This window comes from Enterococcus durans NBRC 100479 = LMG 10746 (assembly GCF_001544215.1).
GTDB classification, from domain to species: Bacteria; Bacillota; Bacilli; order Lactobacillales; family Enterococcaceae; genus Enterococcus_B; species Enterococcus_B durans.
Window position 1 is genome coordinate 1 of sequence record NZ_BCQB01000062.1, and the last position, 14,107, is coordinate 14,107.

16 protein-coding genes are annotated in these 14,107 nt (G+C 38.2%); 12 read left to right on the plus strand and 4 right to left on the minus strand.

Annotated features, from left to right (window positions below; all coding sequences use genetic code 11):
• Positions 1–29 precede the first annotated feature (29 nt).
• Entirely contained in the window at positions 30–1,040 is a 1,011-nt protein-coding gene (trpS, locus tag ED2_RS12705; protein ID WP_016176732.1) for a tryptophan--tRNA ligase, read from the minus strand.
• Positions 1,041–1,295: 255 nt separating this feature from the next.
• Between trpS and ED2_RS12710 the strand changes: the two genes are divergently transcribed.
• The 5 genes from ED2_RS12710 (at position 1,296) to ED2_RS12730 (ending at position 4,990) form a co-directional block, all read left to right on the plus strand.
• Entirely contained in the window at positions 1,296–2,033 is a 738-nt protein-coding gene (locus ED2_RS12710; RefSeq protein ID WP_016176731.1) for an amino acid ABC transporter ATP-binding protein, read from the plus strand.
• Positions 2,034–2,053: 20 nt separating this feature from the next.
• The gene (locus ED2_RS12715; RefSeq protein WP_005877086.1) at positions 2,054–2,869 is read left to right on the plus strand and encodes a transporter substrate-binding domain-containing protein; all 816 of its coding nucleotides are present in this window, start codon (positions 2,054–2,056) and stop codon (positions 2,867–2,869) included.
• 12 nt (positions 2,870–2,881) lie between these two features.
• Entirely contained in the window at positions 2,882–3,529 is a 648-nt protein-coding gene (locus tag ED2_RS12720) for an amino acid ABC transporter permease (RefSeq protein WP_016176730.1), read from the plus strand.
• Positions 3,530–3,544: 15 nt separating this feature from the next.
• Positions 3,545–4,201 (plus strand): amino acid ABC transporter permease, encoded by a 657-nt coding sequence (locus ED2_RS12725; protein ID WP_005877089.1) that lies wholly within the window; start codon positions 3,545–3,547, stop codon positions 4,199–4,201.
• A 315-nt stretch (positions 4,202–4,516) separates the two neighbouring features.
• On the plus strand, positions 4,517–4,990 hold the full coding sequence (locus tag ED2_RS12730; RefSeq protein WP_005877091.1) for a GNAT family N-acetyltransferase: 474 nt from the start codon (positions 4,517–4,519) through the stop codon (positions 4,988–4,990).
• A 396-nt stretch (positions 4,991–5,386) separates the two neighbouring features.
• Here the strand turns inward: ED2_RS12730 and ED2_RS12735 are convergent, their stop codons facing one another.
• Positions 5,387–6,007 carry an FMN-dependent NADH-azoreductase gene (locus tag ED2_RS12735; protein ID WP_005877093.1) on the minus strand — a complete coding sequence of 207 codons (621 nt, stop codon included), beginning with the start codon at positions 6,005–6,007 and terminating at the stop codon, positions 5,387–5,389.
• Between the two features lie 124 nt (positions 6,008–6,131).
• Here ED2_RS12735 and ED2_RS12740 point away from each other — a divergent pair, with 124 nt between their 5' ends.
• From ED2_RS12740 to cbpB, 5 genes are all read left to right on the plus strand, one after another.
• Positions 6,132–6,470 carry a winged helix-turn-helix transcriptional regulator gene (locus ED2_RS12740; protein ID WP_005877094.1) on the plus strand — a complete coding sequence of 113 codons (339 nt, stop codon included), beginning with the start codon at positions 6,132–6,134 and terminating at the stop codon, positions 6,468–6,470.
• 465 nt (positions 6,471–6,935) lie between these two features.
• Positions 6,936–7,757 carry a glutamate racemase gene (racE, locus tag ED2_RS12745; protein WP_034865152.1) on the plus strand — a complete coding sequence of 274 codons (822 nt, stop codon included), beginning with the start codon at positions 6,936–6,938 and terminating at the stop codon, positions 7,755–7,757.
• A 3-nt stretch (positions 7,758–7,760) separates the two neighbouring features.
• A complete protein-coding gene (rph, locus tag ED2_RS12750; RefSeq protein ID WP_016176729.1) occupies positions 7,761–9,110 on the plus strand; it encodes a ribonuclease PH in 1,350 nt (449 codons plus the stop codon).
• Complete coding sequence (locus ED2_RS12755; protein WP_005877099.1) at positions 9,111–9,623, plus strand: metallophosphoesterase; 513 nt, start codon at positions 9,111–9,113, stop codon at positions 9,621–9,623.
• Between the two features lie 106 nt (positions 9,624–9,729).
• Entirely contained in the window at positions 9,730–10,230 is a 501-nt protein-coding gene (gene cbpB / locus ED2_RS12760) for a cyclic-di-AMP-binding protein CbpB (RefSeq protein ID WP_005877101.1), read from the plus strand.
• A 218-nt stretch (positions 10,231–10,448) separates the two neighbouring features.
• Here the strand turns inward: cbpB and ED2_RS12765 are convergent, their stop codons facing one another.
• Entirely contained in the window at positions 10,449–11,366 is a 918-nt protein-coding gene (locus ED2_RS12765; protein WP_016176728.1) for a mechanosensitive ion channel family protein, read from the minus strand.
• A 180-nt stretch (positions 11,367–11,546) separates the two neighbouring features.
• Here ED2_RS12765 and ED2_RS12770 point away from each other — a divergent pair, with 180 nt between their 5' ends.
• Entirely contained in the window at positions 11,547–12,560 is a 1,014-nt protein-coding gene (locus tag ED2_RS12770) for a branched-chain amino acid aminotransferase (RefSeq protein ID WP_016176727.1), read from the plus strand.
• Between the two features lie 74 nt (positions 12,561–12,634).
• Here ED2_RS12770 and fabI read toward each other — a convergent pair whose 3' ends face one another.
• Complete coding sequence (fabI, locus tag ED2_RS12775) at positions 12,635–13,390, minus strand: enoyl-ACP reductase FabI (protein ID WP_005877106.1); 756 nt, start codon at positions 13,388–13,390, stop codon at positions 12,635–12,637.
• 217 nt (positions 13,391–13,607) lie between these two features.
• Here fabI and fabZ point away from each other — a divergent pair, with 217 nt between their 5' ends.
• A complete protein-coding gene (gene fabZ / locus ED2_RS12780) occupies positions 13,608–14,048 on the plus strand; it encodes a 3-hydroxyacyl-ACP dehydratase FabZ (protein ID WP_005877108.1) in 441 nt (146 codons plus the stop codon).
• Positions 14,049–14,107: the final 59 nt, after the last annotated feature.

The following is a 14,107-nucleotide window of genomic DNA, read 5'->3' on the forward strand; positions in this document are numbered from 1 at the left end:
TTTAGTCATTGTTTTTTTTGTTTATCCGATTAATTGAAGTAGTTGATACCCATTGCAGTTTTGACTTCTGCTAATGTTTTCGCTGCTACTTTTGCGGCTTTTGCGCTTCCTTCACGAAGAATCGCCATGACCGCATCTGGATCTTTGGCTAACTCTTCACGACGGGCGCGGATCGGCGCGAATTCTTCTTCTAAAACATCGATCAAGTAACGCTTGATCTTCACATCACCAAGTCCGCCACGACGATAATGAGCTTTCATCTCTTCGATTGCTTCTTTATCTTTTCCAAAGACATCTAAATAAGTGAAGACCATATTTCCTTCAACTTGTCCAGGATCTTCGACATGAATATGATTTGGATCAGTATACATACTCATAACTTTTTTCTTCACGACATCAGCAGGGTCAGAGATATAGATTCCGTTGCCTAATGATTTACTCATTTTTCCGTTACCATCAATACCAGGTAAGCGACCCATTCCTTTAGGTGGAAAAACACCTTTTGGTTCAACTAAGACATCACTGTACGTATGGTTGAAACTTTGCACGATTTCTTGTGTTTGTTCCAACATTGGTTTTTGGTCTTCACCTACAGGAACTAGATTTGCTTTGAAGGCTGTGATATCAGCTGCTTGAGAAACGGGATAGATGAAGAACCCAGTGGGAACACTTTCACCGAATTTCTTTTGTTCAATTTCTGTTTTAACTGTAGGGTTACGTCGCACACGACCTACGCTGACTAGATTCAAATAGTACATCGTCAACTCTGCTAATTCTGGTATTTGAGATTGAATAAAGAGCGTAGATTTTGCTGGATCAAGTCCTACTGCTAAATAATCGAGTGCAACCTCTAAGACATTAGAAGATACTTTTTCTGGGTTTTTAGCATTATCAGTCAATGCTTGCATATCAGCGATCATCACAAATAGTTGATTGTTATCATCTGCTTGCATGTCGACACGTGTTTTTAATGAACCAACATAATGGCCTAAGTGTAATTTTCCTGTTGGTCGATCGCCTGTTAAAATAATATTTTTCAAAAAAGACACCTCTTTACGATTTCTAAGACTAAGCACTTCATATCTTACCGTTTTTTAGAGGAAGACACAACAGTTGCCAATCAAAATTCAAGTAAAATAGAGAAAAAAACGGTAAGATAGTCAAAGACTTGCTAGAAAAGAGTATCTAGGAAAATTTCAAAGAAACTTTACAAGTAGCTTACCTATCAGATATAATATGTTCTATTATATATCTTTAAAGGAAATCTTACTAAATAATAATGGGAGTGTAATGTGATGGCAATGATTAAATTTGATAACGTAGAGAAATACTACGGCAAATTCCAAGCTTTGAAAAACATAAACCTTGAGTTTGAGAAAGGGGAAGTCGTCGTTGTCATTGGTCCTTCTGGATCTGGGAAGAGCACTATGCTTCGATGTATCAATGGGTTAGAAATGATCACTTCTGGAAAGCTGCTGATCAATGATATCGATTTACATGATAAAAAGACAAAGTTAACAGAAGTACGTAAAAATGTTGGGATGGTTTTTCAACATTTCAATCTTTATCCAAATAAAACTGTGTTAGAAAATATCACTTTGGCACCAATCAAAGTGTTGAAACAAGATCAGGCAAGTGCTGTAAAAAATGCAGAAAAATTTTTGAAGAAAGTCAATATGTTAGATAAAAAAGATTCTTATCCATCAATGTTGTCTGGTGGTCAACAACAGCGTGTAGCGATTGCTCGCGGACTTGCGATGAATCCTGAAATGCTGCTTTTTGACGAGCCAACTTCTGCACTTGATCCAGAAATGATCGGTGACGTTTTGGATGTTATGAAAAAATTAGCACATGATGGCATGTCAATGATCGTGGTTACTCACGAAATGGGATTTGCTAAAGAAGTAGCAGACCGCGTGATTTTCATGGCTGATGGAGAAGTGTTAGAGGACAGTCGTGATGTGAAGAATTTCTTTGAAAATCCAAAAGAAGAGCGAGCAAAACAATTCATCAGCAAAGTAATCAATCATTAATCATCAGTAGGAGGAATAAGATGCGTAAAAAATCGATTATTCGTTTATTTTTCCTTTTAGGGCTCATGTTTCTGGTATTGACTGGCTGTAAAGGAAAAAGTGTTGCAAATGAAAACATATTAGAACGTAGTAAAAAAACAGATACGATCGTTTGGGGCGTAAAATATGATACCCGATTGTTTGGTATGATGGACATCAAAAGCAGCAAAGTAGAAGGCTTTGATATTGATATTGCTAAAGCAATCACTGAGAAGATTCTAGGCAAACAAGGGAAAGCGGAATTTGTGGAAGTGACATCTAAAACACGTATTCCCCTATTGAAAAATGGGAACATTGATGCAATCATTGCGACGATGACGATCACGGATGAACGAAAAAAACAAGTTGACTTTTCGGAAGTCTATTTTGATGCAGGACAGTCATTACTTGTCAAAAAAGGAAGTCCAATCAAAAGTGTGGATGATTTGAACGCGGATACAACGGTATTAGCGGTTAAAGGTTCAACTTCGGCCATCAATATCCGAAAACATGCGCCAGATGCAAAGATCCTTGAACTAGAAAACTATGCAGAAGCTTTTACAGCGTTGCAGTCAGGTCAAGGGGATGCGATGACAACAGATAATGCTATTTTATTAGGGATGGCAGATGAAAATCCTGAGTACACTTTAGCTGGAGGAGCGTTCACGAATGAACCATATGGGATCGCGATCAATAAAGGGCAGAAGGATTTCTTGGATGCTGTCAACAAAGCGTTGAAGGATATGCTTGCAGATGGCACGTATGAAAAAATCTACCAAAAATGGTTCCCAGGTTCAACGCAAGGGAAAGTGGATTAAGGAGGAAAAAGAATGGGTGAATTGATACAAACATACGGATCCACCTTCGTAGATGGATTTAAAATCACGATTTATTCAAGTATCTTAGCCTTGTTATTCAGCTTGATCATCGGTACATTGATGGCAATTTTCCAATTGTCGAAAAACAAACTAATCAGCGGTTTAGCAAAAGCTTATGTTGAATTTTTTAGAAATATTCCATTATTGATCATTGTGATGTTTTTCTATGTCGTTGTTCCTCTCTATTGGATCAGCTTTGATGGATTCCAAGCAGGAACGATCGGTTTGACAATCTACACATCTGCATTTATTGCAGAAACAGTGCGCTCAGGGATCCAAACAGTGCCAAAAGGTCAAACAGAGGCTGGATTGTCTGCGGGTCTTACTTATTCGCAGACGATGCGTTATATCGTTTTGCCTCAAGCATTTAAGATCGTGGTACCGCCGCTTGGCAACCAGTTTATCAATTTAGTAAAAAATTCTTCGATCTTGGCCATTGTTGCCGGTTTGGATCTAATGTACCAAGGAGACTTGATTGCGAGTGAAACATTCAATACATTCGATACGTATATCATTGTTGGGCTCTTTTACTTAGTGATTACTTTGCCATTGTCTTATTTGATGGTTTATCTTGAAAAAAAATGGGCAGTTCGTTCATAGAAAGGGGAGAACAGAATGGATTTTAGTGGCGCTTTTTCATGGATGAATATCCGCTTTTTATTAGAAGGACTAAAAGTCACGGTAGAAGTATCGTTGTTCTCGATCGTTTTTAGCTTTTTGATTGGCGGTTTGACGGGGGTCATCCGTTTCTCGAATATTCCTTATTTTTCAAAAATCTTAGGATTTGTAATTGATATCATACGAAATCTACCGTTATTGCTGATCATCTTTTTCACGTATTTTGCTTTACCGCAGATCGGGATTCAAATGAATATCTTCTGGTCAGCTGTTGCAGCTTTGACGATTTTTGAATCAGCAATGTTATCAGAAATTTTTCGTGCCGGGTTGAATGCTGTTCCTAAAGGACAAATGGAAGCAGGCCTTTCGACAGGTTTGACTTATGTTGAAACCATGAGAACCATTGTCTTACCGCAAGCCTTTAAATCAATGATTCCTGCTATCGTCAGCCAATTGATCTCATTGATCAAGGACACTTCTTTGGCAGTGATCATTTCATTACCTGAATTGACACACCAAGCACGAATCATCTACGGGCAAAACACGAATTATGTCTTACCGATGTTCGTCGCGATGACATTCATGTACTTCGTTGTTTGTTATGCATTATCATTGCTTTCTTCTTATCTAGAAAGAAGCAAATACAGTTATTAAACCAATCAAAATCTAGGCTATCACAAGCTTTAAAGAGAAGCATAAATGTACGATCATTAGAAAAAACCGCTATTCGTAAAACGGGTCATTTTACGAGTAACGGTTTTTTTTGAATGAAACACATGTGAAATTTACTTTAGCAGCGACAAAAGTTATTTTGCAGTCAAGCTTAAGTTATCGATTTTTCTTAATAAGTTTTGTTTTGACATCTTGTCTAAAAAAGTAAGTAGCATTATCTCTGATAAAATGGCAGAATATAATCAAAAAGCGATCAGAGATTTCACTAAGTCTAATTGGATGTGAGGAGAAGCAGAAATGGAGATACAGACGAAGCGTCTCAACATACGGAAGTTTGTTTCTGGAGACATCAATAGCTTTATGGACTATCGAAACAATATTGATTGGATGCGTTATCAAGGATTTAAAGGAAAGTCAAAGGCGTTCTACGAAGCTGAATTACTTCATGATGTCTCTTTAGAAAAAGGGCTGCAACTTGCAATCATCCATACAGACACAAAGCAGTTGGTGGGGGATATCTATTTGAGAAAGGAAAATGATACCTATTGGATCGGGTATACTATTCATCCACAATATGCCAGAAACGGCTACGCATCAGAAGCAGTTACTGGAACTATAAATTGGGTCATCGATCAAGGAGGCAAGGTGATCAAAGCGGGTGTTTTACCAGAAAATGATGCTTCAATCAGGTTGCTTGAGAAACTTGATTTTACTTATGAGACAAAAATAGAGGATGAGTTGATTTATACCTATAACTTGTATCAACGGTGACTGGTACTCTCTGGTGTGCATCGATGCTTATCCTAAGAGCTTACAGATAGTAGTGGATAATGGGAAGTTTTACAACAGATACTATCGGAATGATCATCTCTCATGTAGCGGATGATTTTACGTAATAACTTGTCTTTATCCCATTTTAAAGAAGAGTTTTGCTAAAATATTCTACAAGTCATTTTTTTCGGAAATTTCAAAAAAAACGAGCAATACAAAAAAACGTATTGTTCGTTTTTCTCTCCAATTTCTCAAAACTAAACAACTTTTGTCTTGACCTCTGTTTATGTGTTAAAAAGAGAATACTTGAATCAGCCTGTTATTCGTGTATTAAACTTGAGGTAAAAGTGTATCTCACTTTTATCTCAAGCTCTTTTGACTATTCATTGCAAATGATTAAAATGTTTTTGCAATATTTTCGATTTTCACTAAGGCGTCATTTAAAATTACATCTGCATTTTGTGGCGCATATGCCTGTCCTTCAACATAGACACTTTCGAAATCAGTTAGTCCGATAAAATTAAAGATATCCTTTACATAACGTGATGCTGGATCATTTCCTTCATAAATGCCACCGTTCGCTTGGATATGCAATAGCTTTTTCCCAGAGACCAAACCGACAGCCCCAGTTGCTGCATATTTTAACGTTTTTCCAGTAATAACAGTTGTATCGATCCATGCTTTAACTTTTGTTGGTATCATTAAGTTCCATAGTGGATTTGCAAGTACGATTTTATCTGCTGCCATAAATTGTTCTGTCAATTCGTTGAAACGAGTGATTTTTGCTTGTGCAGCAGTAGATAGATCAGTGAAAGCTATTCCAGACTGTAATTGAGCCCAGCCAGTCATCATATCATCATCGATTTCTGGTACATCATCATGGAATACATCTATGATTTGTACATCATCATCAGGATGTGTCGCACGATATACCTCAAGAAATTTATCGAAGCCTTTCATTGAAAAGGATTGTTCTGCTGTTTTGGGATGGCCCTTGACCATTAATAATGTTGTCATAATATCCTCCATGTGTTTCTGTATTTTGTTTACATCCACAATACTACATGGTAGAATGCAAATGAACAAGTACGCTATTTTTTGATAGGTACTATCGTTTTTAATAGAATTGAGGTGATAACTGATGAAACCAATTGAAATTGATGTTGATGTTGATGTTGATGATTGCCCCATTGGAGGAAATGTACAGAAAATCGTGCGTGGAAAATGGACGATGGTCATTATCTATTACTTGAGTCAAGGAACATTTCGTTTTGGTGAACTTAGTCGAAAAATACCACAAGTCACTCAAGCTAACCTTACAAAAGAATTGCGAATGCTTGAGAGTTATGGATTGATTCACCGAGAAGTGTATCCTGTCGTGCCACCTAAAGTTGAGTACTCTTTAACTCCACTTGGTGTAGATTTCATTCCTGTGATCCAAGCGTTAGGGGATTGGGCAGAAATCTTCAGAAAAAAATAATCCATACACAGAATAAGCGAAAAATCAGAGTGCAGCTGTCACTCTGGTTTTTCTTTTTGTAACAACAATCAGTAAATGTATATTGTGTAGTAGCATACATGTAAATCAACAAGCTAGATTATGACAAATTCAGACTGGCAATTTTTTTCAGGTGAATGATGTAAACAATCTATATCCAACCATGTTCTATCGAGATCAACGAGGGCTGCATAGATGATTGAAAGTAACGATGAATGATCCAATTTGATCCTGAGGGAATTGAGGTGGGATACGGTGATCTCGGATCATATGAAATAAAACGAACCGGATCACCAACAAGCTGGAAACAGAGTTGGTCAAGGTCAAAAATTTAAACTGATTTTAAATAATAACTATAGAAATAGCGGACACCAATCAAGAATGTAGGACTTGAAAAATAAGGGCAAAAAGTCCACAATAAGGAAGATAGAATTTATTGAAAAAAGGATGATACGAGTGACTGATAAGCGCCCAATCGGTTTTATTGATTCAGGGGTCGGCGGCTTGACCGTAGTGAAAGAAGCCTTGAAACAATTGCCAAACGAAAATATTTTATATATGGGAGACACTGCACGTTGTCCTTATGGTCCAAGGCCCGCAGAGCAGGTCATCAAGTTTACGTGGGAAATGACAAACCATCTGGTGGAGCAAGGAATCAAGATGTTGGTGATTGCTTGCAATACAGCGACAGCGGTTGTGTTGGAAGAAATCAAAGAAACGCTTCCCATTCCAGTTATCGGAGTGATCCTACCTGGAACAAGAGCGGCAGTGAAGAAAACAAAAAATAAAAATGTTGGTATCATTGGTACACTAGGAACGGTAAAAAGTGGTGCGTATGAAACAGCCCTTAAAGAAAAAGTACCGGAATTAGTAGTGACTAGTTTGGCTTGTCCGAAATTTGTTTCGGTAGTCGAAAGTAATGAGTACCATTCATCAGTGGCAAAAAAAATAGTAGCGGAAACCTTGACACCGCTTCTCTCTAAAAATATCGATACGCTTGTTTTAGGATGTACACATTATCCATTGTTGCGTCCGATCATTCAAAATGTCATGGGAGAGAATGTTACACTGATTGATTCAGGAGCTGAAACAGTAGGTGAAGTATCCATGTTATTAGACTATTTTGAAATCAGTAATTCGCCAAAAAATGGCAGAGAGATTTGTCGATTTTATACAACAGGTTCTGCGAAACTTTTTAAAGAGATTGCAGAAGACTGGTTACCGATCGACCATATAAAAGTAGAACATATTGATCTAGGAGGAGTATGAGACATGCGTCATGATGGAAGACAGGCACAGGAGTTAAGAAAAGTAACGATCCAAACAAATGTTTTTAAACATCCGGAAGGTTCTGTTATGATCAGGTTTGGTGATACGACTGTTGTATGTTCTGCAACGGTTGAAACCAGTGTTCCTCCTTTTTTGAGAGATACCGGTACAGGTTTGGTCACTGCTGAATACAGCATGCTTCCTCGTGCGACGAATACGAGAAACCGCAGAGAGAGCAGCAAAGGAAAATTATCAGGTCGAACGATGGAGATCCAACGTTTGATCGGTCGTTCTTTGCGAGCAGTCGTTGACCTAGAAAAACTAGGAGAACGTAGTATCATTGTGGATTGTGATGTTTTACAAGCAGATGGCGGGACGCGTACAGCAAGTATCACAGGTGCGTTTATAGCATTGAAACTAGCTGTCGACAAATTGCTTCAAGAGAAGAAATTAAAAGAAGACCCTATCAAAGAACACTTAGCAGCAATCAGTGTAGGGATTCTTCCAAATGGAACCTGTGCAACGGATTTAGATTATGAAGAAGACTCTGCTGCATTGGTGGATATGAATCTCGTGATGACTGAATCAGGAAAGTTTGTGGAAATCCAAGGGACTGGTGAAGAAGCCACTTTTGATGGCGAACAATTGAATGAAATGCTTTTTTATGGAAAAAGTGCGATTGAACAGCTGATCTTGGAACAAAAAAACAGCTTGTTTACTCCAGAAGTGTCAGATACTTTGGAAAAAGACAAGACAATCGTCATCGCTACTAGAAATGCAGGAAAAGCAGAAGAGTTCAAAGCGATGTTCGGTAAAGAAGGATACGAAGTGAAGACATTGTTCGACTATCCAGAGTTGCCAGATGTGGAAGAAACGGGTTCGACATTCGAAGAAAATGCACGCTTGAAAGCGGAAACGATTGCTCATTTACTGAATCAACCTGTGTTAGCAGATGATTCTGGATTAAAGGTGGATGCTTTAGGGGGAATGCCAGGCATCTATTCGGCACGCTTTGCAGGGGAACATAAAAGTGATGCTGGAAACAATGCAAAACTCCTTTATGAATTGACAGAAGTACCAGATGAAAAAAGAACTGCCCAATTTCATTGTACGTTGGTTTTTGCTGCACCAAACAAGGATAGTTTAGTAGTGGAGGCAGAATGGCCAGGGAAGATCGTTAGGATTCCGCAAGGTGAAAATGGGTTTGGTTATGATCCGTTATTTCTACCAGATGGGTCTGATAAAACAGCAGCAGAATTATCAAGTGAAGAAAAAAATAAAAAAAGCCATCGTGCGCAAGCGATGAAAAAACTAAGCAAACAATGGAAAACATGGCTGGAAGGTGGGAAATAAGTGCGGTATTTAGTAGTAAGTGATAATCATGGCGATCGAGATATCTTAGTACAGCTGGTCGAACGTTACCAAGGAAAGATAGATCATTTCTTCCATTGTGGGGACTCAGAATTATCAGCAGAAGATGTGTTGTGGAATGTTTTTAATGTCGTTCAAGGCAATTGTGATTTTGGTCCAGGATACGAAACAAAGCAATTTATCGATACAGGGGTCGATAAAATATTGATTACTCATGGACATCTAGCGAATGTCCGTTTTGGCCTGACTCAGTTAGCGATGGCAGCTAAAGAACTAGGAGCAAATATGGTCTTTTTTGGACATACTCATCAAATCGGTTGTGAATTTGACCAAGGCATTCTCTATTTAAATCCTGGCAGTATTTCACAGCCTCGTGGCCCAATCCAAATCCCATCGTATGCAATTATTGATAGTACAGCAACCAAAATAGAGGTACAGTACTATAATCGTGCACACCAACCAGTAGAGGAATTGGCATTTACGTATGCACGCTAACTTAAAATTCTCTAATTTTTGCTAAAAAATCAAATGATTTTATGATTTGTGCATCCGTTTTCGGTAAAATAAGATTGTTGAGTGAAATAGAAATGGAGGGCATCCGATGATTGGACCTATTGTAAGAGATTTATTACTACAAAATCAGGAGACTTTTTTGATTCCTGCTGAAAATGTAGCAAATGTGATGTATCAACATCCTTTATCACATGGGTTGCTCGTTTTATCGAAAGTTGGCTACACGAAGATCCCTGTTTTAGGAAAAGATGACCGTTTTGTTGGATTAGTTAGTCTATCCGATGTGGTGAACAAGATGATCGACCTTCAAACGATCAGTATGGATCCTTTAGAAGGGTTGACAGTAGCCGATGTGATGGAGACAAATGTTCCAACGATCGACGAGAACTGGGAACTAGAAGATGTCTTGCATTTGCTGGTGGATTCGCCATTTTTACCAGTTGTGACAGAAGAAAAAGTCTTTAAGGGGATCATTACCAGAAAAGAATTATTGAAGGCTGTGAACTATATGGTTCATGAATTAGAGCGTCGGAACATCGTCTCTCCTAAAGTAGAAGAATTAAAAGAGAAAATCAATATCGTCAGTTAGACGAATGAGTAAAAATAAGGCAGTCGACTTTCTACCTTAAATGAAAAGTGTTTCAAAAGCACCCACTGAGAAGCTGATTCTCTGAAAAAGTAACTTATTTCAGAGGATTCAATTTTCTCAAAGCGCTTTTGAAACACTTTTTTGGTATAAAGATGAGTGAGGCAAGAGTAAAGTCACGTTTTTGCTTAAGCTGCTTTTACTAGAATGACAAATCTAGATTATTTTAAAACGATCGGTGTATTAGGGATCGTAAAGCCAGCAGCAGTGAGCTCTTTGACATAAGAGCTTAGAAATTCTTCTTTTAACGCAAACTGTTTCCCATTTAACACGTAGCAAACCGTGCGGATCGCAAAGTTACTGTTCCCTAGATCAACTAGACCAAAAATCTCTGGTTGTGTTTGTAGTTCATCATTGTATTTTTCTGCTAAACGTGTATTTACTTGTTCGATGATACCGTAGATACGGTCATATCCTTCTTCTGGAACGATCCGAATATCTAATAAAACTTGCATATTTGCCCGTGAAAGATTGCTGATCGTTGTGATATTACGGTTAGGAATAAAATGGACTGTTCCATCCGTTGCTTTTAGCTGCAATGTTCGAATACCGACAGAAACAACTGTTCCTTCAATCGTCAAGTTCGCCAATTTTACATAGTCACCGACATCCATTTGCTGTTCCATAATAATGAAAAAGCCTGTGATGACATCGCTCATAAATCCTTGCGCACCTAACCCGATAGCAACCCCGGCAATTCCAGCTCCTGCTAATAGTGAGCCAATTGGAACACCGATCACTGATAAAATCGCATACATGAAGAAAAAACCCATCGTATAATGAAAAATGGTATTTAAAAGACTGTGTAACGTTTTTAAACGACTTTCGTTTAGAACCGTCTTTTTAGCATACTGTTTAAATGATTTATCCATCAGATATTTTCCGATTCGATTGATCACGCCAAATAAGACGATCAAAAAAACTAAATAAAGTCCTTTCTGGATAAGTGTGGCTAGAATCCCATCCCAATCGATACCGTTCCAAAAACGTTGAAAGGCATTTACTTGGTTTGCTGCCTGTTCCGTCAATGTTTCTCCTGTAGAAGTGGTAGATGAAGCAGTAGCTAATTGTAAAAGCATAAAATCCCCTTTTCTATACTATTTGATGTACTTGTATTGTAACAATAACTGACACAAAAGAAAATCTCCATGAAAATATTTTAACGGGATATCTTAATTTCAGAAATTCACAAAAATTCAAATGACAAATAACAGTGATAGTGCTAAAATATTCAAAAAGCAATGATTGGTGGAATGAATATGCAATTGGATTGGAATAATTTGGGATTTTCATATATTAAAACTCCTTGGCGTTATGTAGCAAAATGGAAAGATGGGCAATGGGAAAAAGGGGAGTTGACAGAAGATAATTATTTAACAATCCACGAAGGTTCTCCAGCGCTTCATTATGGACAACAATGTTTTGAAGGATTGAAAGCTTACCGAAGAAAAGATGGAAAAGTAAACTTGTTCCGTCCAGACCAAAATAGTCAACGTTTGAATCAAAGTGCAAGACGGCTATTGATGCCGATGGTACCAGAAGAAATGTTTATCGATGCGGTCAAACAAGTCGTTAAGGCAAATGATGAATTTGTGCCTCCATACGGTACAGGAGCCACTTTGTATTTACGTCCCTTATTGATTGGGGTAGGAGAAAACATTGGCGTCCATCCAGCACCAGAGTACTTGTTTGTTGTCTTCTGTACACCAGTAGGCGCATATTTCAAAGGTGGATTGAAACCAACAAAATTTATCGTATCTGATTATGATCGTGCTGCGCCAAAAGGTACAGGAGCTGCTAAAGTGGGCGGTAACTATGCCGCAAGCCTGTTACCAGGAACTGAAGCACAGGAATTGGATTATTCTGATTGTGTCTATCTTGATCCTGCTACCCACACAAAAATCGAAGAGGTAGGGGCTGCGAATTTCTTTGGGATCACGAAAGATGGTCAATTCATTACGCCACAATCACCATCTATTTTACCAAGTATCACGAAATATTCCTTGTTGCAACTAGCAGAAGAACGTTTGGGCTTAAAAGCCGTTGAAGGGGATATCTTTATTGATCAGTTGGATCAATTTGCAGAAGCAGGCGCATGTGGTACAGCAGCTGTCATCTCGCCAATCGGTGGTATTTACTACGAAAACAATCTTCATGTTTTCTATAGTGAAACGGAGGTCGGGCCTGTGACAAGACGCTTGTATGATGAATTGACAGGCATCCAATTTGGCGATGTAGAAGCGCCAGAAGGGTGGATCCAAGTGGTGGGATAAACCATTTGGAAAAAAATCTAATAAAAAAGGAAAGAATCCGCATCATACGGATTCTTTCCTTTTTAGTTAGATGATTAAGATAAATGAACACCTTTATCAACATAGATGATATCACCGATCATCCCGCTTGAAAGGGGACTGATCAAGAAGGCGCAGGCGTTCCCAACTTCTTCGATCGTAACACCTTGTTGGTCAGGTGTACGTGATTCAGATAACTGGATCAGTTTTTGGTAATCTTTCACACCAGTAACGGCTAATGTTTTGATTGCTCCCGCAGAAATGCCGTTGACACGAATCCCTTTAGGTGAGAATTCTGCTGCCAAGTAACGGATAGCGGCTTCTAGTGATGCTTTGGCGATCCCCATCATATTGTAATTTGGTATCGCACGTTCTGATCCTAGATAAGACATGCTGACGATTCCACTGTTTGGTGCAAGATACTTTTGCGCATATTTTGAAACAGCAATCAAAGAATAACTGCTGATATCTTGCGCTAATTGATAACCATCTCTGGAAATATCAGATACGTTACCTGATAGTTCTTCTTTATTGGCATAGGCGATGGCATGCACCAATCCATGGATCTCTCCAGCGTATTCACCGATCGCGTTCATCGCTGTTTCGATACTTTCATCACTTGCCACATCACATTCAACCGTAAATGCGTCTTCACCGACTAACTTAACCAATGATTTTTTCATTCGTTCATTTTGATAAGTATAGATGATTTCCGCACCTTGTTTCATCATCGCTTCAGCACAGCCCCAAGCAATACTACGCTTATTGGCAACTCCCATGATGACGATTTTCTTTCCTTCTAAAAAAGACATATTGACACTCCTTTGATCCTAGAAAAATTTGATAGGTCGTAATAATGAAAAAATAAATGCAATAAATAACCTCTTGATTTTCTATTATTAGGCAAAATGTTTTGATTGTCAAACTATTTTTTTACAGAATAAAAAAAGATTGCTAAAACTTTAAGAATATGATACTTTGATAATCAAAGTAATAAACTAGGCGTTTAGCCGGAAGAGGGAGTAATTTATGTCTTACGTATTATCAGCCACAGAAGTGATGGACTTGATTCCTAATCGCTATCCAATTTGTTATATCGACTATGTAGATACTTTGGAACCAGGGAAAAAAATCGTTGCCACGAAAAATGTAACGATCAATGAAGATTTTTTCCAAGGACATTTTCCAGATAATCCAGTAATGCCAGGCGCATTGATCTTAGAAACCTTAGCGCAAGCAGGCTCTATCCTTATTTTGAAATCGGAAGAATTCTTGGGTAAAAGAGCGTATATCGGAGGGATCAATAAAGCGAAATTCCGTCAAAAAGTAGTCCCAGGTGATGTGATGAAATGCCACTTTGAGATCACAAAGATGAAGGGTGCGGTGGGAACAGCGTTATCCGCAGCATATGTCGACGACAAAAAAGTATGTGAATGTGAATTTACATTTATCGTTAACAAAGATGCTTAAGTAAATAATAAGTTTTCTTAAAGAAAAAGGTAGGAATGGAAAGAGGATTTTAAAAAACG